This window comes from Legionella drozanskii LLAP-1 (assembly GCF_001467585.1).
Classification (GTDB): domain Bacteria; phylum Pseudomonadota; class Gammaproteobacteria; order Legionellales; family Legionellaceae; genus Tatlockia; species Tatlockia drozanskii.
The window spans coordinates 1-22,592 of record NZ_LNXY01000028.1 but is presented as its reverse complement, the minus strand read 5'-3'; the positions used below and the strand labels follow the sequence as shown (position 1 = coordinate 22,592).

The following is a 22,592-nucleotide window of genomic DNA, read 5'->3' as shown; positions in this document are numbered from 1 at the left end:
GCTAAAGGTTTGGCTATCGAAACGTTTAATAAAAACTGCCATTTAATTTTAAATGACCAACCCTCAAAAGTAACTAATGCCATCGAGGGTATTGTGGCAGCAGTGCTTGTCACTCTTTTTGTGTTTGCCATAGGCTTTGCTGTAGGCTGCGCATTAGGTTCCTGGTCTGGACCGTTCGCCTTGCTAACCGGTATTTCAACAGGCACTGCCGCTGCCGTCACTTTACTCACTGTTAGTGGGGGTTGTGGTGCATTAATAGGAGGTTTAACTGCCTTTGGTATCTTTAAAGAACCCTCAGTTGGGTCGCGAGCAATCAATGAGCTGACAACGGAAGCAACAAATAGCCTTAGAGCAGAGATATAAATATCGAGTTTTTAATTCAAAAAAATCGCGGTGATAAATTCTAATTATTAATTGCATTTTGAATTATAATTACGCAATGTAAATCGCTGATTTCCTTGTTTTTGCGCCTCATAGATTGTATTAAAACATCCTCCAGGAAAAGAGGCTCCATAACGATCTTTAAACAGATAAGCATTATATTCCCAATCGGCAAAACGATTCATCTGTTGCGAATCAACATAATTTTTCATTGTCTTATTTTTAAAAGCTTCTGCCGCAGCAGCATTGACTACCCCGTCAAGATTAATGACTCGTACTGACGAAGGTGCATAATAACTAAGCGCGCCGCTCTGAAAAGCCCCTACCCTATCTCCCGGCGAAAGATGGGTGCTTAAATCTAAAGCAACATCGCGATACCCTTTTAAGCTAGAAATGTCAGCTGCTTTTGTTTGTTCAGGTTTGTCTAAAAACTGCGGCAAGTGAATACAGAAAGCACTTAGGATTATTAAAAATAAACCCAGCGATATTCGCTTCGATTGACTATCCTTTTTTTCATCAAGAAGGAGCGCAAGTAAGATAAGAATTATTGAGTAAATGAAATAATAATAACGAGTAAAAAACCAAAATGCAGGCAAATAAAAAGTATAAAATCCCCATTGCAATGCGATGCTTGAAACGAAAACATAGCCCAATAGACCTGCACGAGCTGCACCCTTGACAATAATATAAAACGTTAAAATAATTCCTAAAAAAACAGTGATGATTAAACATTTAAAAAAAGGAAACCATTCAATCAGTGCATACAAAGAAGCCAGTATATTATAGCTAGTTGATCGATGAATATAATTAACTAATTGCTTTATCGCAGGCCCACTTTCGGGGATGACTGTAGCAAAATGACTAAAGGAATATAACCACCAAGGTAAAACAACAAGAAATGCGATTGAAACGAAAAAAAAGGTGGCGTAAAAACCCCAACGTAGCAGGGCAAAAAAACCGATGACCATGAGTAAAAAACAGGTGTCTACCCTTGCTAAATAGGCTAAACCACAAACAAAACCCAGAGTAAATAACCGCAAGAAAGTTAGTTTTCTATCGATTAATAAAACCAATACAATGAGTAGCAAACTTAAAAATCCAGCAAGCGAAGTTTCCATCCCATTTAAATCATTTTGAATGATAATGGGGCAAAATATCCATAAAACTGAGCCAAAAACTGCTGCCCGGATAGAACTTAATATCATCAGCAAATAACCTAAAACAAAAGTTGATAGCCCTCCCCAAAAAGCGCTTATGCAGACCGCAAAGCTAACGGCCTTATCACCCTTAAAACCTAATAAAAAAATAGGTAATTGAAATAAAGAAATAAGTGGCTGAAAGCCATTCGTTAATTGCACACCATCCACACTAGGTCCGAGGCCAGCAACAATCGATCGACTGATACTCAAAATATAATAAGCATCGTCAGGAATGAATAAGCGATCTAGATAAGCGATCTCTTGAAATGCGAGAAAAAATCTGAAAAAAAAGGCAATGCAGGTGAGCAATGAAAGCCACAGAATAGTGTGGTGGCGAATAGTTATTTTTTTGAATCCTTTCATCAACTAGCTCACTAGCTCATTGTTTTATAAATGAGAAATTCTTTATCCTATTCTAGCGTGGATGGAACAGCAAGGCTTGTTTGTAAAACATCTTGACTAAAAGGACTTAATTTTTTCACGAAAAAACCGACTATGTTTTTCCCTACCCAATTTTCAGCACCATTAAAACGTTTAACAGTAGTTGTCTCCTGACCAGTCCCCACTAAAATCTTTTCCACATAGCGATAACAATCATTCTCTCCAGCCTTCATTTTGGTTAAAGCATAACCATAGGTACAGGTTTGAGTGACTTGAAGTTGTTGATGTAAGGCCATCATCTCAACAAGTTTTTCACCAGTGACTGTTCGTTCGTCTGTCTCTGTCGGTACGCGATTTTTCACGTCAGATTTCCCTAGTGAAAATTCAATGAGCTCCGGCTCACTCTGATTTGGCAATGAAAAAGCAATACAAGCATGCTGGCCTAAATAGCCCTCTAGATTTGGGCTAACAAATCGAGCACTCAGGGCTACAATCTGGTAATCATGATTTCCCCTTAAAAACGCCTCGTAAGCTTCGCTATCCCCACTAAAACAATCCGTTAAAAGCCGCTCTTCCACCTGCTTTCTATAATGGGGAAGTGGTTTTACGATCTGTGCTTGCACTTCCTGCATGTTGCTATCGATACTATTCAAACAAAATTTTAATTGTCTTGATAACTCATCCTTGAATATTTTTTTTGGTGCTCTAAAACCAATTGCTGCACCAAAAGATAAACCTGTTATTAACCCATCCGCCAGATGGCGCAAAGGATTAGAAAAAGTTAATAAACTTCTGACCAGCCCAGCTCCCCCCCCTATAAGCCCACCAAGTATGCCAGTAAACACAGCTAATAGTACTGAACCGATGTCGATCAGCGCGTAGCCAATTTTAATAGAAACTGTATTCGTTTTAGAAAAATCACATAATCGTTTATAAGACAGCTGAATTTCTTCTAATAAACGAGGATCTAAGGTATCGGTGTTAGGATTCAGAAATTCAGTCAACTTTTGACTGAATACGATCAGTTCGTCGAGAAATTCCTGGTACTTCTCTGCATCTGCATTTTTTAGTGAGTGATAGGTTAGCAACAAATAATATTTAAGCTCAGAGATTGGAATTGTATTGATGCTAGCAAGACAAGTTTGAAGATCTACTTTTAGAAAAGAACGGGCCATAGCAACGTCTATAAATTTAAGTAAGATTAATATAACTATAAATTATTAAGAAAATATTAAAAACGGAGATTCGGGTACAGACTAGCTGTTAACTTAAATTAGATCCCTGTGTTACGAACAAAGCGTAATAAAGCGTAATTTGCTCGCTGAACCGCCTCATCCATGGCTTGTTGAGGTGTTTTAAGCCCTGCAAAAATAGCTTCTATCGCTTCATCATTAATTGTTCTTATTTGATTTTGCGGACCAATATGTAAGCGGACTTGCTCGTCCCGTTGGCTTCCTAAATCAGCTTCGGCAAGGGCAAGAATAGGATGGCGTTTATCTTCATTCGCAAAGGCATAAACCCCTGCTGTTCCTAAGGGAAGATAGCCCGTTTTTTTATGCCAGTACTGTTGTGTTTTAGGTTGAGCAATATAAGAAAAAAATTGCGCAATGCCTTGATAGACAAGCGCTGATTGTCCAGAGACAGCCCAAAGGGCAGCGCCACCAGCCACATTATTATGGCGATGTTGGCTCGCCTGCGTATCTAAAGGCAGTAGTGCCGCGCCCAAACGAAATTTTACCAGCTCGGCTAAACTATTATGACTTCCTGATGACTGACTAAATAAAGCACAACGACCACTGGTGAATAAAACAGTTGCATCACTCGCCCTGCCACCGTATTCGAAATAATGGTTTTTCTGCCATTTTTTCAAACGTTCAAGATGATCAACAATCGCTTTGTTATTATAACTCGCTCGAGTTGCATGAGTGTCTATCATTGCTAATCCATGAATAGCCGAGAAAGATTCAATTTGTATCCAACCTGGATAAGCACTCGTGTAGACACAGGGATAGCCTGCTCGGTTTAATTTCTCAGCTAAAATCTCCATTTCATCCCAAGTGCGGGGAAAGTTTTTTTCGCTGTAACCGACTTGAGCTAGCGCATCTGCATTATAAAAAATAACTGGAATTGAGGTATTAAATGGCATCGCAAGCAGACGATTGCCTTCGCTATAAAAGGCACTTATCGCCGGTAAAAAACTGTCGATGGGTAATGAAAGTCCCTGTTCTTGCATCAGTTCGTGGACGGATTTAATGATGCCTTTAGGATAGAGCATAGTCGCCGTACCGACTTCAAAAACTTGTACCATGGCTGGTGGTTGCTTAGCGCGAAAGGCTGCTGCAAAACTGGTCAACGACTCCGTATATTCGCCTTTATAAACGAGTTTGACCACATAATCGGGCTGACTTTGGTTGAAATGATCAACTAATAGATTAATTTCTTCGCCTAATTGCCCAGCAAGCGAATGCCACATGACAAGTTCAACCGGCTTCGCTTGGAGAAAAGTAAAGAAAAACTGCAGCAACAATAAAACGATAAGGCGTTTCATGAAATGAGATCGGGATAATCACTAAACACCGCGTCGACCCCCCAATCGAAGAGTTTTTTAGCTTGTCTACTGCGATTGACGGTATAAACAAAAAGTAGATAGCCTTGTTGTTTAATTTGCTGCGCGCGGACTGCTGAGAGTGCTCGTTTATTAAAATGCACCGAATAACATTGCAATTCTTTTGCTTTCACTAACCAATCCTTATCCCATTCATCGAGAAGTAAACCGATCGGCATTTCTGGCGCAAGGCTACGACACAAGGTCAAAGCAGCCAGATCGAAACTGGATATCAGCGGTAAAGGCTTATTCTGAGGCCAATAACGATTAATATGCGAAAGAACGGCGACGGTCGTTTGCTCCGAAGTCCCTGGATAGGGCTTTATTTCAATATTGGCTCGGATGCCAGAAAAAGTTAACCACTGCAATACGTCGCGAAAATGAGGAATTTTTTCGCCACGAAAACGCTTGGAAAACCAACCACCAGCATCCAAACCTTGTAAATATTCGGCAGTCACTAAACCGATTTCCCCTTGACCATTCGTTGTTCTTTTAAGTGTTTCATCATGAAAAACAAAGGGCTCGCCATCGGCACTGAGCATGACATCAAATTCTAAATATCTGCATCCCATTGCCAAAGCTCTGTCGAAGGCCGCAATCGTATTTTCTGGCGCATAGGCTGAGGCCCCTCGATGGCCAATTACTCGTTCAATTACTTCCACCGGCATTTTCCTCTTGACGATTTGACGCTAACTCGACAATCGCATTCATAATCAATTCATTACTAACAGACACTGCAGGGGCAGGTGTTGCTGCTGCAGTAAGAGCCATTGTATTCACTTCTCGCGGTTGATAAGCTTTTGCCATAGGCATGACCTGATCGCCTTCAAAAAAATAAATACGATTAACGCTGTAATTTTGACTGGTGTAAGTCTTATCCAAGCGATTCAATTCGCTGTTAATTTGTTGATATAAATATTCTCGCAATTGCGCTTTTACTTGCTGTGTCTCTTCAAGACTTGGCTTAAACTCAACCCCATTTATATCGTAAGTTGCGCCTGGTTTACTGACATTTTTAGCATTTTGATAGATATCGGTTAGACTCGCCTGTGGGACTCTTGCTTGGGCTGCGACGTATAATTTCTCAAGCCCTGAACTATCTTGGGAACGATCAAACTGCGTCAATTGCCATTCACCCGTAGCAATCTTATTTAAATTATTCATAATTTCTGCACGAGCTTTTACCAGATCCGCATTGGTTAAAGTTGCATTGATATTAACGTTTAATAATGCCGATTGGGTTGTTACCCATTGCTTAGCAGAAACTTGAAATACAACCTTATCCAACGTTGTTTTGTGAGGGAAATTAGCAGCATTTAACAATGGACTTAATGCCGCTAGCATTACGACTGCAGCTAGTTTTCTCATCATTATCTCCGATATAAACTAAAGGCAGTTTACACTAGCCTGCAAGGGCTTCCAATGATTCTATGCATTATACTTAACTTATAATAAGGAGATTATTACAATCAAATTGCTCTCAACTGCATTGCTTTCAATCGGGAATGGATTTATAACTTGTGAACATGAATTCTACTGGAGCTTTATTAATGAAGTCTGTTGAACAAATAAAACCCAATGAGCCACTCATTGTACAAGATGATTTCCTAGATTATGCCATGATGCACGGGTTTGGCGACCTGCACTTTAAAGTCGATCCCGATACGGGAATGAAAGCAATCGTTGCTATTCATAGTACCAAACTTGGGCCAGCATTAGGCGGCTGTCGTTTTATAGAATATCCCAGCACAATCAGTGCGATTAATGATGTCATGCGTTTAGCAAGAGGAATGAGTTTTAAAGCGGCTTCCGTTAATCTGCCACTTGGCGGCGGTAAAGCCGTTATTATTAAACCAAATAAACCGTTCAACCGGGAAGCTTATTTACATTCCTTCGGTAAATTTGTGAATGATTTAAATGGCCGCTACATCACTGCGCTGGATAGCGGTACTCAATTAAGCGATATGGACATTATTGCCCAACACACGCCTTACGTCGCAAGTCTGTCCAGTTATAATGGCGATCCCTCTCCTTCCACTGCAAAAGGAGTACTGCGTGGTATTCAAGCTGCTGTGGAATTTAAATTAGGAAAAAATAGCTTAGAAGGTTTACATATCGCGATTCAAGGTCTTGGTCATGTGGGGTATCTACTCGCCTCTCATCTTCATGAACTAGGCGCAAGACTCACTGTCGCTGATATCAAACCCGCTAATGTGGAACGAGCAGTAAAAGAGTTTGGTGCAGAAGTTGTTTCAACTGAGTTAATTCATAAAGTCCCTTGCGATGTCTTTGCTCCCTGTGCCTTAGGAGCCATTATCAACGATATCACGATTGGTCAGTTGCAAACTTCAATTGTTGCAGGGGCGGCCAATAATCAATTAGCTCATACTTACCATGGTCAATTATTGCATGAAAAGGGAGTTCTTTACGCTGCCGACTATGTGATCAATGCCGGCGGTTTGATTTTTGCAGCGAGCAAATACCTCCATACTCCTGAGCATTTAATTAATCAGCAAATTGATGGAATACATACCTCTCTCTTCGCAATATTTACTCGCTCAATGCGTGAAAATCTTCCAGCTAGCGAGATTGCTGACACCCTGGCTCAAGAAAAATTAGGTCTTGCACCACTTCCAAGCTAGCAAGAATTATTGACAAAATGAGATCAAGTAAGCGCTAATCACTTCCACGATTAGCGCAATAAATTTTGAGGCCTCACGATGAAACATTTAAGTCTCACCCCAGCTTTGTACGATTATATGCTTGATATCTCTCTACGCGAGGATCCCATTTTAAAGGCCTTACGCGAAGAGACAGCCAAAATGCCACTTGCTATCATGCAAGTTGCGCCCGAGCAAGCGCAGTTTATGCAGTTTCTGATTCGGCTTATCGGTGCTAAAAAGATTTTAGAGTTAGGCACTTTTACCGGTTATAGTGCGCTAGCAATGTCCTTGGCTTTACCCGAAGACGGGGAATTGATCACCTGTGATATCAACACGGAATGGACTGCAATAGGACAGCCTTATTGGCGGGAAGCAAAACAAGACAAGAAAATAAAATTACGTTTGGCACCCGCCTTAGATTCACTTCATCATTTGTTAGAAGAAGGCTACAAACATCAGTTCGATTTTATTTTCATTGATGCTGATAAAACAAATTACATGAATTATTATGAATTAGCATTGCAATTGATTAGCCCTCAAGGATTAATTGCGGTAGACAACATTTTTTGGGATGGTAAAGTAATTGATGCTCAAGAAACTGGCGGGCAAACTCGTGAAATTCGTCGTCTGAATACCTTTCTTAAAGAGGATAAGCGAGTCGATATCAGTCTTCTTGCAATTGCTGATGGATTATTTTTGGTTAAACCACGTCTTTAGCCTAGATTCTCTTGAAATTCATTAGTTAAATTGAGTTCAAGCATAAAACGCAGTCTATACTGCTAAAGACCAACAAGGAGTGAGTCAATGTACGAGAACGCTGCTAGCAATCCCTGTGGTTTAGACGGGTTTGCATTTTTGGAATTCTCCGGCCCCAATAAAAGCTTTTTAGATACGCAATTTACTGAAATGGGCTTTCAAGAGACTGCCAAACATAAAAACCAAAATATCAGTCTCTATCAACAAGGGGATATTCAATTCATTGTTAATGCCGCCAGTAATTGCCAAGCGGAAGAACATGCAAAGACTCATGGTGCGGGGGCCTGTGCGATGGGTTTTCGCGTAAAAGATGCAAATCAAGCTTATGCCCATGCCATCAAACATGGAGCGACTCCTTTTCAAGATTGCCAACATGCCGAGCATGGCTTACCAGCTATCCAAGCCATTGGCGGTAGTGTCATCTATTTTGTTGATGACAAGCACCAACCTTTTGCTAATGACTGGCAAACCAATCCCTTGACTTTGCAAACTCAACAGGGCTGCGGTCTGACATTTATCGATCATTTAACCCATAATGTTTTTCGGGGCAATATGGATAAATGGGCCCGTTTTTATGAATCCATTTTTAATTTCCGCGAAATTCGGTTTTTTAATATCGTCGGGCAAATGACGGGATTAATCAGCAGAGCCTTAGCCAGCCCCTGCAATAAAATTAAAATACCCTTGAATGAATCCAAAGACGATAAATCACAAATCGAAGAATTTTTACATGAATATAAGGGTGAAGGCATTCAGCATATAGCGTTAAATGCCGAGGATATTTACAAGACAGTGAATAGCTTGAGACAGCAAGGCGTTGCGTTTCTTGATGTTCCTGACACCTACTATGAAATGATTGATAACCGAATTCCTTGGCATAAAGAACCGTTAGAGAAATTAAAGCAAGAACGTATTTTAATAGACGGCGAAAAAGATCCTAAGAATGGATTATTGTTACAAATTTTCACTGAAAATATTTTTGGCCCCGTATTTTTTGAAATTATTCAACGTCGCGGAAATCAGGGTTTTGGCGAAGGTAATTTCCAGGCTCTGTTTGAAGCCATTGAGCGTGATCAAATAAAACGCGGAACTTTACAAGAAACCAAAAGTTTTTAGGAACTAATATGAAACTAGCTAGTATGAAATCAGTTACCTCTCGCGATGGTGAACTTTATGTGGTCAATCGCGATTTAACAAGATGTACTAAAGTGGATTATATTGCCCGAACCCTGCAAGAGGCTTTAGATCACTGGGATAAAACTGAAGCAAGGCTCAATGAGGTTTATTTTGCCTTAAACCAAGGTAACGTAGAACATTGCTTTCCTTTTGACTTGACCAAAGTGGCTTCTCCCCTACCTCGTGCCTACCAATGGGCTGACGGGAGCGCTTATGTCAATCATGTCGAACTAGTGCGAAAGGCACGTGGCGTGGAGATGCCTGCTGATTTTTGGACTACTCCTTTGATGTATCAGGGTGGTTCTGATGGTTTTTTAGGGCCTAATGATCCCATTGAAATTGCAGATGAAGGCTATGGCGTTGATTTCGAGGCAGAAGTAGCAATCATAACTGACGATGTGCCCATGGGCATCGACAGCAAAAATACGGCTAAGCATATTAAATTATTAATGCTCGTTAATGATGTTTCGCTGCGCAATCTAATTCCAGCCGAAATTAGCAGGGGATTTGGATTTTTTCAATCTAAACCTGCTAGCAGTTTTTCTCCCGTGGCTATAACTCCCGATGAATTGGAAGGCCACTGGGATGGTCAACGCGTTCATCTTCCCTTATTGAGTTATCTAAACGATGAATTATTCGGCCAACCCAATGCGGGCATTGATATGACTTTTTCTTTTCCTGAATTAATTGCCCACGCTGCTAAAACAAGACATTTGACTGCCGGCAGCATTATTGGCTCAGGAACAGTTTCAAATAAGGATCGAAGCAAAGGTTCATCCTGCATAGCAGAAAAACGTATGCTGGAAATTCTTGCCGAAGGGGAAGCAAAAACAGAATTTATGCGTTATGGAGATAGCATTTGTATTGAAATGCTCAGTCCAGAAGGACAATCTTATTTTGGTGCTATTAAGCAAACTCTGACTAACTATAAAGGTTAAAAAGTGAAACTCTACGACTATTATCGCTCTTCTGCCAGTTATCGGGTGCGTATCGCGCTGAATATCAAAAATATAAGTTATGAAACTTTAGCAGTCCATTTGATTAACAATGGCGGTGAGCAACATCATCCCGATTATCTACAACTCAATCCTCAAGGATTAGTTCCTACTTTGAATGAAAATGGTCATATTATTACTCAGTCCTTAGCTATTATTGAGTATTTGGAAGAAATCAGCCCAACTCCCCCACTCTTGCCACAAACGCCACTTGGACGCGCGCAAGTGCGAAGTATGGCGCTTATCATTGCCTGTGACATTCATCCCATTAACAATCTAAGGGTTTTGGATCGTTTGCGAGAGGAATTTAATGCCCATGAACAGCAAATTACCACTTGGTATCACCACTGGCTAAAACAAGGCTTTGACGCCCTAGAAAGTCGCTTGCAAGCCCTGCCGCATAAAAATAAGGTCTGCTATGGCAGCGAAGTCAGTCTAGCGGATATCTGCCTTATTCCTCAAGTTTATAATGCTCACCGCTTTCATTTTCCAATGGAAAATTATCCCCTGATTAATGAGATTTATGATTATTGCTGCACTCTGGAGCCTTTTAAAGACGCCGTTCCAGAGCAGCAATATCAAGCCGCTCAATAACTTCCTTAATACATGAACGGATAAAACCCTTTCAAAATAAGGAAAATACCAATAATCGCCAGTACAATAACGAAGACGTAAAACCAATTGCTTCGATACAGCCCTCTAGTAAACGCTAGCATTTCTTCAGGAACTGCTAGCCATAAGATCGATTTAATAACAATTATCCAACCTAGGAGCGTAATGATTACATCAGGCTCCAATACCCAGCGATTATGAATGACTACTATGAACAAACCGAGAATCAGAGCAAAAGAAGCAGTCATAATAATCAGTCCAGAACTGGGCTTTAAATGAGCTACAAATTGGCGATAAGTATTTCGCCGAAGTAGCATAATGATAGACATGATAAGAAGATACAACCCTGCGATTTGCGCAATAATGAGGGAATGAAGAAAGGTATCGACCATTTTGTTCTTCCTTTAACGAGGTTTGTAACTAAATTATAGTCGATGATGGAGATTTTGTTTCTTTATGGTTGTTTTTCATAATCTTAAGAAAAAGAGAAATGATTGGCCTATCACTCCCCTTCAATTATTTTTAGTTTAAAACTCGTTCTACTTTATTAAGATCCGTTTTTTAGGGACTTGTTCCCATAGGCCTTGTCAATTGAGTCGATGAAATCTTGTGTTGAAGTGTTTAGATCACGAGGGGGCTGACTAAAAAAGTAAAAGCGGTTCCGATGCTTACCTATTATTACAGCGCAACTTTCATCTTCGCCTTGACTTTCTTCAATGAACTCGTCCTTAGAAGCTAAGCTGCCCTTCTTCCAAGCCTCAATGAGCTCATGAACTGATCGGGCATTTGGAGCCAATACGTTGGGACTGTTGAGATAGTCTTCAAGCTTCTCAAGAGCCTGAATTTTTGTTTCAGGAGAACTTAAGAATGGATTATATCGACTGAATATACTATTTAACTTAGCTTTATGATTCTCAATTGCTTCTTTCAACTTACCAAGGGATTTCCATTCGCCTTTCCTGATTTCTTCCAACATCATCCCGGCGGTCACTTTTTGGGGGTAAACAACCTCCTGAAAATTTTTCTTCTTTGTCGCTAATGCCAAAAGGTCTTCCTTTGGCAAGTAAGGATTTGCTATTTCTATTATGGCATTTAATCCCGCCATTAACCTAGGAAGAATATCAGATCTAGAAGGAGAAATTATAAGCAACCGCAAATTATCGATTTCTTCTTTTAAGCGCTTATTTTTTGAATTTAAATTTGCTAATTCAATTAACCAATTTTCCAATTCTCTAATATTCATATAACTCTAAGTCCGCTACTTTTGTCATAGTTAATAATTTTATTGGAAAATTATTAACTAAATATTAAGTTGACTAAAATATGTCTATTATGACTCAAAACAATCTCTTTTACCAGGCTTAAAACCATGCTTTTGCCACTAAAGCCGTCGAAACCCCACTGGAAGTTCGTTGCAAAATGCTCCATCTTGCTTGGCAGCGTTGTACGCTTCCGACTAAGACAGCCTGGCTATTGCATAGATAGTGAACTTTCATACCATCGTAAATTTCACCCTCATCAACTGCCTGACATTTTTCTCCAGAAGTTAATTCGATAGCCCATGGATAAGCTTCAGCCATATCCAAAGCGACATTTTGGCTATTATCAACTGGGGTGGATAAATTAATTTGTACACTATCCCCAATCCAAGGTGATTGCGGACAGACTGCTTCTTTGTGAGAGCCATATTCTTTAACGAAGCAAGGATCGTAAACCTTATTCGCCGCTACACAACGCCAAGCATCTTCCCGTTTAATACGTTGCGACTGCTGCCAGCATTGACCCGGAATGACTTCTTTTATAGCGACGGGTGTGCCATCAGCAAAAGGTCGGTATAACTTTAACTCAGTATCCTCTGCAAATGAGTAAAACGACAGCATTAACGTAAAAAATCCTAGCACTCCACGCAGCATATGTTCCCCCATTGATTTTATTTAGTGTATTATCCAAGTTTTTATCTCGTTGACATTTATGTGATATAAACGAGGACAGAAGCTTATTAAGTTTTGGAGTACATCATGACAGAGGTCTATACAGTAAAACAATGCTTAGATGGTGAAATTCACGTTGATGAGACAGTCACAGTTCGTGGTTGGATAAAAACTCGCCGCGATTCAAAGACAGGCTTATCCTTTATCAGCTTACATGATGGTTCTTGTTTTTCACCTATTCAAATTGTAGCTACGGATAGTTTAGCGAATTATCATCAGGAAATTATTAAATTAACGGCAGGTTGCGCTATTATTGCAACCGGCAAACTTGTGGCATCACAAGGAAAAGGTCAAGCGTTTGAAATTCAAGCGGAATCAATTGAAGTCGTCGGCTGGGTAGAAAATCCAGATAGCTACCCCATCCAAGCAAAGCGCCATACCTTGGAATTTCTACGTGAGGTCGCGCATCTTCGCCCAAGAACAAACACGATTAGTGCAGTCACTCGAGTTCGCCATTGCTTAGCCCAAGCAATTCATCAATTTTTTAGCGACCGGGGTTATTTTTGGGTTCATACCCCCATTATCACAGCAAGTGATTGTGAAGGCGCGGGGGAAATGTTTAGGGTAAGCACTCTGGATCTATTTAATATCCCTAAAACTTTGCAAGGACAAATTGACTATTCTAAAGATTTCTTTGGGCGCGAGGCGTTCTTAACCGTTTCAGGCCAATTAAATGTCGAGGCTTATTGCTTAGCCATGTCTAAAGTCTATACTTTCGGCCCTACTTTCCGGGCTGAAAATTCCAATACTAGCCGCCACTTAGCTGAATTCTGGATGGTCGAACCTGAAATTGCTTTCGCAAACTTAAATGATATTTGCGAGCTTAGCCAAGTGATGTTACGTCATTTGTGTAAAACAGTTTTAGATGAACGAGCGGATGATATGAACTTTTTTAACGAGTTCGTAGCACCCGGTTGCATTGAGCGCTTAGAACATATTGTCGCCTCTGATTTCGAAGTCATGTCTTACACTGACGCAATCAAAGCGCTGGAAAATACCAATCACAAATTTGAATTTCCTGTCAGTTGGGGGCTTGATTTGCAATCTGAACACGAGCGCTACCTTGCTGAAGAACTCTGCAAAAAACCAGTCATCCTTACTGACTACCCGAAAGATATCAAGGGATTTTATATGCGCTTGAACGACGACGAAAACACCGTTGCCGCGATGGATGTCTTAGCCCCAGGAATCGGAGAGATAATTGGCGGTAGTCAACGGGAAGAGCGCTTAGAGATCCTTGATAAACGAATGGATGAGTGCAATTTAAATAAAGAAAGTTATCAATGGTATAGAGATCTACGTCGCTATGGTACGGTTCCGCATGCTGGCTTTGGTTTAGGTTTTGAGCGGCTGATTAGCTATGTAACGGGAGTTAACAATGTGCGTGATGTGATTCCATTCCCACGTACTCCTGGGCATGCGGATTATTAATAGCGGTTTTTCCCTAACTAACGAAGATTCTATGACCCGCGGCATCGACCGCGGGGCATCTTAGTAAGCCATTCATAACCTATGAGTTAGGTTAAACTCCCCTCTTGAATAGTCAGGATTCTATGCATCCGGCCGGCCAATTGTTGATCATGGGTCACAATCACCAAAGCAGTGTTCATATGCTCATTGATATCAAGCATCAGATCAAAAACTTTCGCAGCAGTAGCATTATCCAAATTTCCAGTCGGTTCATCCGCCAAAACACAATGGGGCTGATGCACTAACGCTCTGGCAATTGCCACCCGCTGCCGCTCCCCACCTGATAACTGAGCTGGTTTATGCTCTAATCGATGTGCCAATCCAACTTGCTCTAAGATTTTCTCTGCTCGCGCTTGAGCATCTGCCACCGATTGATTCCCTAATAGCAAAGGCATGCACACATTCTCTAAAGCAGTAAACTCCGGCAAAAGATGATGAAATTGATAAACAAAACCTAATTCCTTGTTGCGTAGCTTACAGCGCTGTTTTTCGGAAAGTGTATGCCAGTTAACGTCTTGGATTAATAACTGTCCGGAGGTCGGTTTATCCAGCCCCCCTAATAAATGCAATAAAGTGCTTTTACCTGAGCCTGAAGGTCCGATAATTGCAATTCGTTCCCCACGTTTAATTGTTAAATTAATTCCTTTCAAAACATCAATCGATTCTGTTCCATCATGGTAGGTTTTGCTTAGATTTTGGCAATCAAAAACGATATCACTCATAGTGTAAAGCCTCCGCGATCACGGTTTTTGAGGCGCGCCAAGCCGGATAAATAGTCGCAACAAAACTCATCAACAAGGCTATAGCACAAATTATCCCTAAATCGCTGATCATAATCTTAGATGGTAAATAATCGACAAAATAAACATTCGAGGATAAAAGTTGCGTATGAAAAATTGATTGTAAGAAATTAACGATTGACGTTGCGTTTGAGGCAAGGATTAGACCTCCGATCAAACCGAGTATAGTCCCGACCACACCCACCATCATTCCTTGTACGATAAAGATCCAAAGAATCGTGGATGGAGTTGCACCAATCGTTCGCAAAATAGCAATTTCAGATTGTTTGTCGTTCACGACCATCACTAAGGATGAAACCAAATTAAATGCTGCTACGGCAATGATCAGCAGCAAGATAAGAAACATCATTGTTTTTTCCAATTTAACCGCATGGAAAAACGGGCCAAATTGATGTGTCCAGTTACCCACTTCATATTGTTCACCTAGTTTATCTGCTAATTGCTCAGAAATTTTAGGTGCATCATAAATATTTTTAATCTTCATTTTGAGGCCGGTTATATCAGACCCTAATTGCATTAATTTTTGCGCATCGTTCAAGTTAATAAACGCAAGTTTGGCATCAAAATTAAAGCCACTACCAGCTGAGAATACCCCCGCCACCGTAAAACGTTTAAATCGAGGAATCATTCCTGTAGGAGTGACCGTAGCCTGGGGAATCATAATGGTCACCTTATCGCCAACCATCACCCCAAGACTATCGGCAAGATTGCGGCCTAGAAGAATGCCAAAATGTTGGAGATCAGCAATATCACCCATAAGCAATTTATCTTGTATATGAGTAATGGCCTGTTCTTCCTTTGGATCTATGCCGGTGAGGACAATAGGTAATACCTGACCTTCGTGAGTGAGCAATCCTTGCCCACCGATATAAGGAGCAACCGCGATAACACCTGGAGTACTTTTGAGTTGATTTTGCAAATTCTGCCAATCAGCAATTTTGCCATCCCTACCAGTTACGGTAATTTCCGGCGCCATACCAAAAAAACGCTTGTGGATTTCCTCATCGAAACCATTCATTACGGAGAGTACGGTAACCAATACCATAACCCCAAGTCCAATGCCCAGCATGGAACTTAAGGAAATAAAAGAAACGAAATGATTTCGTTTCTTTGCCCGTGTGTAACGTAATCCGATATAAAATGCCAGTGGCTTAAACATAATTAGTTTAACTTTGTAAAAGATCTATTGTAGTTAAATTCAGCCGGTCAAGATATAGCAAAAACAGCTTTCCTTCATAAATCTTAACGAGTAGTACACACTCATTATCAGGCAATACACACAGTTATCCACAGAATTTGTGGATAGTAATTTCTTGCCGAGGCGATTCGATGGGTTGTTTTTGTGTAGTAATTAATCATTATGAACCGACAACTCTCTTGAACGGTTCTTATAATCAAGCCGATGTTGTAGAATGATTTAATTTTGCACAAAACAAAAAAGATTGGGTCTTGGCTCAATCTACAATTTAACCCAGCCGTGGGGATAGGCTAGATTGTAGAAACCCTAAACAGTTATGAAATCCCCTTTCTCTATATGCTATTCGACAGTGTATGCACAGAGTTATCCACCGAATTTGTGGATAAAAGAAGTGAATGAAAATCAAGATGAAAAGCTAAAAGCCTTGCTCCACAAGGAGTATCCAGAAAATTAATAAATGGAATAACGAAAGAGAAATGTACTAAAGAAAAGATATCCACAGGATTGTAAATAAGATAAATATCTTTGGGCTAACAATCTTAACAAATAAATAATAAAAAACCAGTCTTGACTCCATTTATTTTTTTCGAATTATTTATCCAATACAATTACCCTTTAAACAGCCTAGGGAATAATGGAACGTAGAATAGGATTTTCTAAAGAAATTAAAGTTTCTGTGGATTGAATTTCATCAATGGCCTGTATCTTATTAATAAGAACTTTCTGCAGCGCATCTATTGACCGACACATCACTTTAATAAAAATGCTGTAAGAACCGGTTGTGTAGTAAGCTTCCACCACTTCATCCAGGCTTTTCAATTTTGCCAAAACAGAGGAATAATCTTTAGCCCCTTTTAAAATAATGCCAATAAAACAACAGACATCATAACCTAATTTCTTTGGATCAACCTGAGCGTAGACACCGGTAATAATTCCAGCCTGCCGCATTTTCTCTATCCGCACATGGATAGTACCCGGGCTTACATCAAAACTTTTAGCTAATTCAGCGTAGGGGATACGTGCGTTCTTTATAAGAGCATTCAAAATATTACGGTCTAAATTATCAATTTCATAATTTTCCATCTAATCGCCCCATTTGTTTTAGATAAAATCTAATTTAATAGTCGATATTTTACATATAATAGATATTGAAAGTAAAATTTATTAAACGATATTGAATTTATACCCTTTTTTGTTGTGAAATATTCAAAACACTAAGCGAGTATTATGATGAAAAAACAGTTTATTGAAAAGCAACAGCAAATTAGTTTTGTGAAATCTTTTTTCTCTCAGCAATTAGAACAGCAATTGGGTTTGATTGAAGTGCAAGCGCCCATGCTGAGTAAAGTGGGCGATGGTGAGCAAGACAATCTTTCAGGGATTGAAAAAGCAGTTAAGGTGAAAATCAAAGCCTTACCTGAATCATCCTTCGAGGTGGTACATTCTCTGGCAAAATGGAAGCGTAAAATGCTAGGCCGGTTTAATTTTGAAGCCGGAGAAGGACTTTATGCTCACATGAAAGCCTTGCGACCCGATGAAAATTATCTCAGCGCGACTCATTCTGTGCATGTCGATCAATGGGATTGGGAGAAGGTAATGACAGAGGAGGAGCGTAATTTGCCCTATCTCAAGCATACTGTCGTTAAACTTTATAAGGCAATCAAAAAGACCGAAGACGTCGTCTGCGCAGAATTTGATTTGAGGTCTTTTTTACCCGAAAAAATTAACTTTGTGCATAGTGAAGAGTTGCTTAAACGCTTCCCCTATTTACCCCCTAAAAAACGCGAATACGCCATTACTAAAGAGTTAGGCGCTGTTTTTTTAATCGGTATTGGCTCCAAACTTTCAGATGGCCAACCTCACGATTTACGTGCCCCCGATTATGATGACTGGATAAGTCAAAATGAGGAAGGTTTTCAGGGTTTAAATGGCGATATTTTAATATGGAATCCAATACTCGAAGATAGTTTTGAAGTCTCTTCCATGGGTATTCGTGTCAATGCGGCCACCTTAAAACATCAGCTACTCATTACTAATAATGAAGAGCGTTTAAATCTTGATTGGCATCAGAAATTACTACGCGGAGAATTCCCGCAAACGATTGGCGGGGGAATTGGACAATCACGTTTAATCATGTTGCTGTTGAAACAACAACACATCGGACAAGTTCAATGTGGGGTATGGGCACCGGAGGTGCATGAGGAGTTAGCTCTTTTTTAAATGATACAGTCTCCCCGTGGTCAAGGCCACGGGGATTCGCAAGATTGCCGAACTAATGAAACAATAGCTCACTCTTCTAATCTCTTGTATACTTTGACGGCACTTAGCTAAGAAAAAAGGCTATCCTTGTCAACTGAAAGAATCATTCTTCCTAGCACTGTGCTGCAACTCAATGTTAATAATAAATTTTTTGAGGATAATCATGATTACAAACAGCAAGCGCAATACAATAGGCACTTTTGTGTTTGTTATAGGCCTTCTTGCGAGCTCAACTTGCACAGCCTGGCATGGTCATGGTGGCGGGGGATGGTACGGTGGTCATGAACATGATCATCGTGGTGGCTATGGCTGGGGTGGCTATGGTGGTGGCTATTCCTATAGAGGTGGTTGGGGTGGTCCTAATATTGTGATCAATGTACCGACTAGACGCTACTATGCTCCATTATGTGAACGGGTTGAAGTCTGCAATTCATATGGAGAATGTTGGTTAGAAACCCATTGTGATTAAACCCGATACTCCGTATGCCGTCCCTGGGAGTCACGCTCAACAGTATCCGTAATGGGTGGGATACAATTTTTTTGCTTCCACAGTTTCCCATTGCGGATCACTCAAAGCCGATATGGCTTCTTCATAACCAACCTTTATACGATCATTAGGTGCTGTTAACCTTTGCTCCCTCCCCCCGTCGTCCCGCGGCATGTCCGTGGGAGTCCAGAGATGCCGGTGGTTATTTGTTGATAAATTTTCAAAACTTATTCCATCGAGCCGTTCATTACGGTTACCATTGCTCGGTCACAAAGAATGAAAGAATGAGTCAAATTGGAGATAAACGTTGGGTAAGCACCTCGATTGGGCAAAGATTAATAACCTTCCTCCTCTTAAAATTAGTAGCGGAACCATGGAAGTTGTTAAATGGGTTGCTTTAATCTCTATGACAATCGATCACGCCAATCGATTTTTGTTTGCCTCGTCCATTCAATCGCTTTACTGCGCAGGCAGACTTGCCATGCCTTTATTCGCTTTTATTTTTGCTTATAATCTTGCCCAACCCGATGTCCTTTCTCGCGGACTTCATAAACGTGTTTTAATTCGTTTAATCATTTTTGGAATCATCGCCACCCCAGGTTATATTGCAATGCGCCATTTGCAATACCTGTGGCCTTTGAACATTATGTTCATGTTAGCGGTCGCTACAGCTGTTCTTTATTGCTTTGAGATAGGTGGAACGAGAAACCGGGCATTTGCTCTGTTGATTTTCTTACTAGGCGGGCTTTTGGTAGAGTACACTTGGGTTGGAATTTTCTTTTGCCTTAGTTCTTGGTTTTATTGCAGAAAATCTACTTTAATGGGTCTTTTAGCTTGGCTTGCCGCCTACTTATTTCTTGATAATATAAATGGTAATAATTGGGCTCTAGCCACTTTACCCCTCATTTTTCTAGCCACACAAATTAACCTCAAAGTCCCTCGTATTCCCTATTTTTTCTATTACTATTACCCCCTTCATTTATATATTTTATATTTATTAAGTCACTGGATCTAAAATTTAATCTATATTTTTATTAATAGATGAAAATATACGTCTATATTTAAGATAGATTGAGTCAAACAGAATCATTTATGGAAATTAAGGTTGCCTGTTTGGACGCTTATTGCAACAGAGAATGACTTGACAGGCATCCTGAGAAATCAGGTACCTCTTTAAAATGGACTTTATGGAGTAATCATGCCAATACACGAAAGACGCCAGCATTTCCGCATAGAGGATCAAGTTTACTTTGATTACAAATTAGTTGAAGCCGGCGAACCTTATTCTGAGAAACTCATTACTGATGAACTATTAGGTCAAAGCGGTAGACGTTATTTAGAAGCGACACAATATTTTCAAAGTATCGATTATGAACTCGCTGGATTAACCCAAACGCTTGCAATGGAAGAACCGGCTCTCGCCCATTATTTGAATTTAATTAATGCAAAAATTGAATATCTAGCACGTCATCTTATGTTGGGTGACAATATACATCTCCGCAAAGTCAATCTTAGCTTGGGCGGTATGGCGTTTAAAAGCAAAGAACGAATTAAAGAAAAAACACACATGAAAATAATTATTTATACCAAACCAAAAATGTTGCCTATTGTTGTCAATGCTACAGTTGTATATAGTCAATATCATAATGAAAAACAGTACCATACTGCAGTGCAGTTTGAAGAGTTGGATAAAGAGCAGGAGCAATTACTTTCTCAACATATTATCCTAGCTCAGCAAGCCAAATGTCGGGCTGATTGATAAATAGCCTGGTATTACAAGTTTCATTATCGCATAATCATGCATTGTTAACTTTAAATGAAGTAACCTAACCTCAGAGGCAATTTCTGCCTCCTAGGTCCTCTTCTCTGTTCTGGATTGAAGAAGAAAAAGGTGAAGTTTTTTGAGAGATAAAGCATGGCAAGATATGTATTTTGTTCTAAATTAAATCAAGAAGCAGAAGGTTTAGATAAAGCACCTTTCCCTGGTCCTTTAGGTGAAAAGATTTTTAATCAGGTCTCAAAACAAGCATGGAAAATGTGGTTAGCACATCAAACGATGCTAATTAACGAATATCGTCTAAGCTTAATAGACCCAAAGGCAAGAGAATTTCTTAATGAGGAAATGAAGAAATATTTCTTCGGAGAAGGCTCAGCGGCACCGGTAGGCTATGTCCCTAAAGAATGAGGCCAATCAACATGGTTCATGAATTATTGCATTTAGGTGAGGAAGTTGAAGAAGCAATTCGTAAACAACGCCCCATCGTAGTGCTAGAATCGACTATTATTTCCCATGGCATGCCTTATCCTGATAATTTGACCACAGCTCAGGAAGTCGAACAGCTTATTCGTGATAACGGTGCAGTACCTGCAACCGTAGCTCTGTATAAAGGGAACATTCATATTGGTATTGATCAAAAGATCATGAAACAACTTGCCCACCACTCTGAAGTGATTAAAGCCTCCCGCCGAGACCTTGCTTTCGTATTAAGTCGCAAACTTACAGCCAGTACTACGGTTGCAGCAACGATGTTTTGTGCTCATTTAGCAGGCTTGCCGCTCTTTGCAACCGGTGGAATTGGTGGTGTCCACCATCATGTCGGTGAAAGTTTTGATATTTCAGCCGATTTGATTGAACTCTCTTCGACCCCGGTCACTGTCGTTTGCTCTGGAGCAAAATCAATTTTAGACTTACCAAAAACATTAGAAGTTCTTGAAACTCACGGTGTAGCAGTAATTGGTTATCGCACCGACGAATTCCCAGCGTTCTACAGCCAGTCAAGTGGCATCCCCCTACTCCACCGCCTGGAAAGTGCCGAAGAAATCGCGACAGCCATGCATTACCAGTATAAATTAGGAATTAACAATGGAATTGTCATTGCCAACCCCATTCCTAAAACTGCTGAAATTCCCGATGAACAAATTATGCCGATTATTAAACAAGCGCAAAATGAGGCGAAACATATTAATGGCAAAGCCATTACTCCCTTTTTATTACAGCGAATCGCAGAGTTAACCTCAGGCCAAAGTTTGAAAGCCAACATCGAGTTAATAAAAAGCAATGCCATTTTGGGAGCTCAAATCGCTATTGCTTATCAACAAAAAATCGGGCTTAACAGGAACTGCATCTTAAATCAAACATAAGCACTAAAAATAGAGCAAAATCAAAACGTTCAGGCAAGCAATTATTCAGTCTTACAATAGCGATTAATTTTTTATAAAAAACTAATAAACTCTGCTTGACTCCAAAGCGTTCTCAGAGTTTAATAGCAACCTCTTGTGGCCAGATAGCTCAGTCGGTAGAGCAGAGGACTGAAAATCCTCGTGTCGGCAGTTCGATTCTGCCTCTGGCCACCATTTTTTCCCCTTATAATTCAATAAGTTACTCAACTTCATACCAGCACAGCAATTTTGGTCATTGTGGGTTTATTATTTTGTCGAAATTTTTCCTCACCTTATAATTTAACATTTTGCTCTACCAAAAAACTGCATTATATTTCAATAAATCACTTATGCCTTGGATACTCAAGCAGCCGAATTATTAGAATTGATCCTCCCTCGATTAACCGTACACCTTGTTTAACAGATATAATCTGAATAACGAGGAGTTACAGATGTCAAA

The 22,592-nt window shown here is 40.1% G+C and carries 23 protein-coding genes, 1 tRNA gene and 1 pseudogene; 14 read left to right on the top strand and 11 right to left on the bottom strand.

What is annotated here, in order from left to right; translation table 11 throughout:
* A pseudogene (locus tag Ldro_RS16515) lies at nucleotides 1-363 on the top strand (hypothetical protein); the annotation flags it as partial.
* Nucleotides 364-410: 47 nt separating this feature from the next.
* On the opposite strand, the gene Ldro_RS12695 reads toward Ldro_RS16515, so the two are convergent.
* The 5 genes from Ldro_RS12695 to Ldro_RS12675 form a co-directional block, all read right to left on the bottom strand.
* Nucleotides 411-1,943 carry a hypothetical protein gene (locus tag Ldro_RS12695; protein WP_058496802.1) on the bottom strand — a complete coding sequence of 511 codons (1,533 nt, stop codon included), beginning with the start codon at nucleotides 1,941-1,943 and terminating at the stop codon, nucleotides 411-413.
* A gap of 47 nt (nucleotides 1,944-1,990) precedes the next feature.
* Nucleotides 1,991-3,136, bottom strand: a complete 1,146-nt coding sequence (locus Ldro_RS12690) for a hypothetical protein (RefSeq protein WP_058496801.1) — start codon at nucleotides 3,134-3,136, stop codon at nucleotides 1,991-1,993.
* 98 nt (nucleotides 3,137-3,234) lie between these two features.
* Nucleotides 3,235-4,509, bottom strand: a complete 1,275-nt coding sequence (locus Ldro_RS12685; protein ID WP_058496800.1) for an extracellular solute-binding protein — start codon at nucleotides 4,507-4,509, stop codon at nucleotides 3,235-3,237.
* Complete coding sequence (ugpQ, locus tag Ldro_RS12680) at nucleotides 4,506-5,234, bottom strand: glycerophosphodiester phosphodiesterase (protein WP_058496799.1); 729 nt, start codon at nucleotides 5,232-5,234, stop codon at nucleotides 4,506-4,508. Before ugpQ ends, Ldro_RS12685 begins: the two co-directional genes overlap by 4 nt.
* The gene (locus Ldro_RS12675; RefSeq protein ID WP_058496798.1) at nucleotides 5,215-5,934 is read right to left on the bottom strand and encodes a hypothetical protein; all 720 of its coding nucleotides are present in this window, start codon (nucleotides 5,932-5,934) and stop codon (nucleotides 5,215-5,217) included. The genes ugpQ and Ldro_RS12675 overlap by 20 nt, the downstream gene beginning before the upstream one ends.
* Nucleotides 5,935-6,116: 182 nt before the next feature.
* On the opposite strand from Ldro_RS12675, the gene Ldro_RS12670 reads away from it, so the two are divergent.
* From Ldro_RS12670 to maiA, 5 genes are all read left to right on the top strand, one after another.
* Entirely contained in the window at nucleotides 6,117-7,208 is a 1,092-nt protein-coding gene (locus Ldro_RS12670; RefSeq protein WP_058496949.1) for a Leu/Phe/Val dehydrogenase, read from the top strand.
* A 78-nt stretch (nucleotides 7,209-7,286) separates the two neighbouring features.
* A complete protein-coding gene (locus tag Ldro_RS12665; protein ID WP_058496797.1) occupies nucleotides 7,287-7,946 on the top strand; it encodes a class I SAM-dependent methyltransferase in 660 nt (219 codons plus the stop codon).
* Between the two features lie 87 nt (nucleotides 7,947-8,033).
* The gene (gene hppD, locus Ldro_RS12660; RefSeq protein WP_058496796.1) at nucleotides 8,034-9,101 is read left to right on the top strand and encodes a 4-hydroxyphenylpyruvate dioxygenase; all 1,068 of its coding nucleotides are present in this window, start codon (nucleotides 8,034-8,036) and stop codon (nucleotides 9,099-9,101) included.
* An 8-nt stretch (nucleotides 9,102-9,109) separates the two neighbouring features.
* A complete protein-coding gene (locus Ldro_RS12655; RefSeq protein WP_058496795.1) occupies nucleotides 9,110-10,099 on the top strand; it encodes a fumarylacetoacetate hydrolase family protein in 990 nt (329 codons plus the stop codon).
* A gap of 3 nt (nucleotides 10,100-10,102) precedes the next feature.
* Nucleotides 10,103-10,750, top strand: a complete 648-nt coding sequence (gene maiA, locus Ldro_RS12650) for a maleylacetoacetate isomerase (protein ID WP_058496794.1) — start codon at nucleotides 10,103-10,105, stop codon at nucleotides 10,748-10,750.
* A gap of 5 nt (nucleotides 10,751-10,755) precedes the next feature.
* On the opposite strand, the gene Ldro_RS12645 is transcribed toward maiA, so the two are convergent.
* The 3 genes from Ldro_RS12645 to Ldro_RS12635 form a co-directional block, all read right to left on the bottom strand.
* A complete protein-coding gene (locus tag Ldro_RS12645; protein WP_058496793.1) occupies nucleotides 10,756-11,160 on the bottom strand; it encodes a hypothetical protein in 405 nt (134 codons plus the stop codon).
* A 155-nt stretch (nucleotides 11,161-11,315) separates the two neighbouring features.
* Nucleotides 11,316-12,011 carry a hypothetical protein gene (locus tag Ldro_RS12640; protein ID WP_058496792.1) on the bottom strand — a complete coding sequence of 232 codons (696 nt, stop codon included), beginning with the start codon at nucleotides 12,009-12,011 and terminating at the stop codon, nucleotides 11,316-11,318.
* 118 nt (nucleotides 12,012-12,129) lie between these two features.
* Complete coding sequence (locus tag Ldro_RS12635; RefSeq protein ID WP_058496791.1) at nucleotides 12,130-12,681, bottom strand: hypothetical protein; 552 nt, start codon at nucleotides 12,679-12,681, stop codon at nucleotides 12,130-12,132.
* 105 nt (nucleotides 12,682-12,786) lie between these two features.
* Here Ldro_RS12635 and asnS point away from each other — a divergent pair, with 105 nt between their 5' ends.
* On the top strand, nucleotides 12,787-14,190 hold the full coding sequence (gene asnS / locus Ldro_RS12630) for an asparagine--tRNA ligase (protein ID WP_058496790.1): 1,404 nt from the start codon (nucleotides 12,787-12,789) through the stop codon (nucleotides 14,188-14,190).
* A gap of 86 nt (nucleotides 14,191-14,276) precedes the next feature.
* Here the strand turns inward: asnS and lolD are convergent, their stop codons facing one another.
* The 3 genes from lolD to asnC form a co-directional block, all read right to left on the bottom strand.
* Nucleotides 14,277-14,951, bottom strand: coding sequence for a lipoprotein-releasing ABC transporter ATP-binding protein LolD (lolD, locus tag Ldro_RS12625; protein ID WP_058496789.1), 675 nt, complete (start codon nucleotides 14,949-14,951; stop codon nucleotides 14,277-14,279).
* Nucleotides 14,944-16,188: a lipoprotein-releasing ABC transporter permease subunit gene (locus tag Ldro_RS12620; protein ID WP_058496788.1), complete on the bottom strand. Its 1,245-nt coding sequence runs from the start codon at nucleotides 16,186-16,188 to the stop codon at nucleotides 14,944-14,946. Before Ldro_RS12620 ends, lolD begins: the two co-directional genes overlap by 8 nt.
* Before the next feature lie 663 nt (nucleotides 16,189-16,851).
* Nucleotides 16,852-17,310 (bottom strand): transcriptional regulator AsnC, encoded by a 459-nt coding sequence (gene asnC, locus Ldro_RS12615; RefSeq protein WP_058496787.1) that lies wholly within the window; start codon nucleotides 17,308-17,310, stop codon nucleotides 16,852-16,854.
* A gap of 144 nt (nucleotides 17,311-17,454) precedes the next feature.
* Between asnC and asnA the strand changes: the two genes are divergently transcribed.
* The 7 genes from asnA to Ldro_RS12580 all read left to right on the top strand — a co-directional run bounded on the left by asnA (nucleotide 17,455) and on the right by Ldro_RS12580 (nucleotide 22,327).
* On the top strand, nucleotides 17,455-18,447 hold the full coding sequence (gene asnA, locus Ldro_RS12610) for an aspartate--ammonia ligase (RefSeq protein ID WP_238584017.1): 993 nt from the start codon (nucleotides 17,455-17,457) through the stop codon (nucleotides 18,445-18,447).
* A gap of 202 nt (nucleotides 18,448-18,649) precedes the next feature.
* Nucleotides 18,650-18,955, top strand: a complete 306-nt coding sequence (locus tag Ldro_RS12605; RefSeq protein WP_058496786.1) for a hypothetical protein — start codon at nucleotides 18,650-18,652, stop codon at nucleotides 18,953-18,955.
* Nucleotides 18,956-19,346: 391 nt separating this feature from the next.
* Nucleotides 19,347-19,988 (top strand): TraX family protein, encoded by a 642-nt coding sequence (locus Ldro_RS12600; RefSeq protein WP_131764359.1) that lies wholly within the window; start codon nucleotides 19,347-19,349, stop codon nucleotides 19,986-19,988.
* A gap of 183 nt (nucleotides 19,989-20,171) precedes the next feature.
* Nucleotides 20,172-20,732 carry a PilZ domain-containing protein gene (locus Ldro_RS12595; RefSeq protein ID WP_058496784.1) on the top strand — a complete coding sequence of 187 codons (561 nt, stop codon included), beginning with the start codon at nucleotides 20,172-20,174 and terminating at the stop codon, nucleotides 20,730-20,732.
* 156 nt (nucleotides 20,733-20,888) lie between these two features.
* Entirely contained in the window at nucleotides 20,889-21,158 is a 270-nt protein-coding gene (locus Ldro_RS12590; RefSeq protein WP_058496783.1) for an oxidative damage protection protein, read from the top strand.
* 11 nt (nucleotides 21,159-21,169) lie between these two features.
* The gene (locus Ldro_RS12585; protein ID WP_058496782.1) at nucleotides 21,170-22,114 is read left to right on the top strand and encodes a pseudouridine-5'-phosphate glycosidase; all 945 of its coding nucleotides are present in this window, start codon (nucleotides 21,170-21,172) and stop codon (nucleotides 22,112-22,114) included.
* A 137-nt stretch (nucleotides 22,115-22,251) separates the two neighbouring features.
* Nucleotides 22,252-22,327 (top strand) — tRNA-Phe (locus tag Ldro_RS12580).
* Nucleotides 22,328-22,592 lie beyond the last annotated feature (265 nt).

What these genes read in the sequence shown, in the direction of transcription:
- Ldro_RS12635 (WP_058496791.1), bottom strand. Translation starts at nt 12,681, where the DNA reads ATGCTGCGTGGAGTGCTAGGATTTTTTACGTTAATGCTGTCGTTTTAC.
- Ldro_RS12595 (WP_058496784.1), top strand. Translation starts at nt 20,172, where the DNA reads ATGCCAATACACGAAAGACGCCAGCATTTCCGCATAGAGGATCAAGTT.
- Ldro_RS12690 (WP_058496801.1), bottom strand. Translation starts at nt 3,136, where the DNA reads ATGGCCCGTTCTTTTCTAAAAGTAGATCTTCAAACTTGTCTTGCTAGC.
- hppD (WP_058496796.1), top strand. Translation starts at nt 8,034, where the DNA reads ATGTACGAGAACGCTGCTAGCAATCCCTGTGGTTTAGACGGGTTTGCA.
- Ldro_RS12640 (WP_058496792.1), bottom strand. Translation starts at nt 12,011, where the DNA reads ATGAATATTAGAGAATTGGAAAATTGGTTAATTGAATTAGCAAATTTA.
- asnA (WP_238584017.1), top strand. Translation starts at nt 17,455, where the DNA reads ATGATGAAAAAACAGTTTATTGAAAAGCAACAGCAAATTAGTTTTGTG.
- asnS (WP_058496790.1), top strand. Translation starts at nt 12,787, where the DNA reads ATGACAGAGGTCTATACAGTAAAACAATGCTTAGATGGTGAAATTCAC.
- asnC (WP_058496787.1), bottom strand. Translation starts at nt 17,310, where the DNA reads ATGGAAAATTATGAAATTGATAATTTAGACCGTAATATTTTGAATGCT.
- Ldro_RS12655 (WP_058496795.1), top strand. Translation starts at nt 9,110, where the DNA reads ATGAAACTAGCTAGTATGAAATCAGTTACCTCTCGCGATGGTGAACTT.
- Ldro_RS12665 (WP_058496797.1), top strand. Translation starts at nt 7,287, where the DNA reads ATGAAACATTTAAGTCTCACCCCAGCTTTGTACGATTATATGCTTGAT.
- ugpQ (WP_058496799.1), bottom strand. Translation starts at nt 5,234, where the DNA reads ATGCCGGTGGAAGTAATTGAACGAGTAATTGGCCATCGAGGGGCCTCA.
- Ldro_RS12695 (WP_058496802.1), bottom strand. Translation starts at nt 1,943, where the DNA reads ATGAAAGGATTCAAAAAAATAACTATTCGCCACCACACTATTCTGTGG.
- Ldro_RS12675 (WP_058496798.1), bottom strand. Translation starts at nt 5,934, where the DNA reads ATGAGAAAACTAGCTGCAGTCGTAATGCTAGCGGCATTAAGTCCATTG.
- Ldro_RS12620 (WP_058496788.1), bottom strand. Translation starts at nt 16,188, where the DNA reads ATGTTTAAGCCACTGGCATTTTATATCGGATTACGTTACACACGGGCA.
- Ldro_RS12670 (WP_058496949.1), top strand. Translation starts at nt 6,117, where the DNA reads ATGAAGTCTGTTGAACAAATAAAACCCAATGAGCCACTCATTGTACAA.
- Ldro_RS12645 (WP_058496793.1), bottom strand. Translation starts at nt 11,160, where the DNA reads ATGGTCGATACCTTTCTTCATTCCCTCATTATTGCGCAAATCGCAGGG.
- Ldro_RS12585 (WP_058496782.1), top strand. Translation starts at nt 21,170, where the DNA reads ATGGTTCATGAATTATTGCATTTAGGTGAGGAAGTTGAAGAAGCAATT.
- Ldro_RS12590 (WP_058496783.1), top strand. Translation starts at nt 20,889, where the DNA reads ATGGCAAGATATGTATTTTGTTCTAAATTAAATCAAGAAGCAGAAGGT.
- Ldro_RS12600 (WP_131764359.1), top strand. Translation starts at nt 19,347, where the DNA reads ATGGAAGTTGTTAAATGGGTTGCTTTAATCTCTATGACAATCGATCAC.
- Ldro_RS12685 (WP_058496800.1), bottom strand. Translation starts at nt 4,509, where the DNA reads ATGAAACGCCTTATCGTTTTATTGTTGCTGCAGTTTTTCTTTACTTTT.
- lolD (WP_058496789.1), bottom strand. Translation starts at nt 14,951, where the DNA reads ATGAGTGATATCGTTTTTGATTGCCAAAATCTAAGCAAAACCTACCAT.
- Ldro_RS12605 (WP_058496786.1), top strand. Translation starts at nt 18,650, where the DNA reads ATGATTACAAACAGCAAGCGCAATACAATAGGCACTTTTGTGTTTGTT.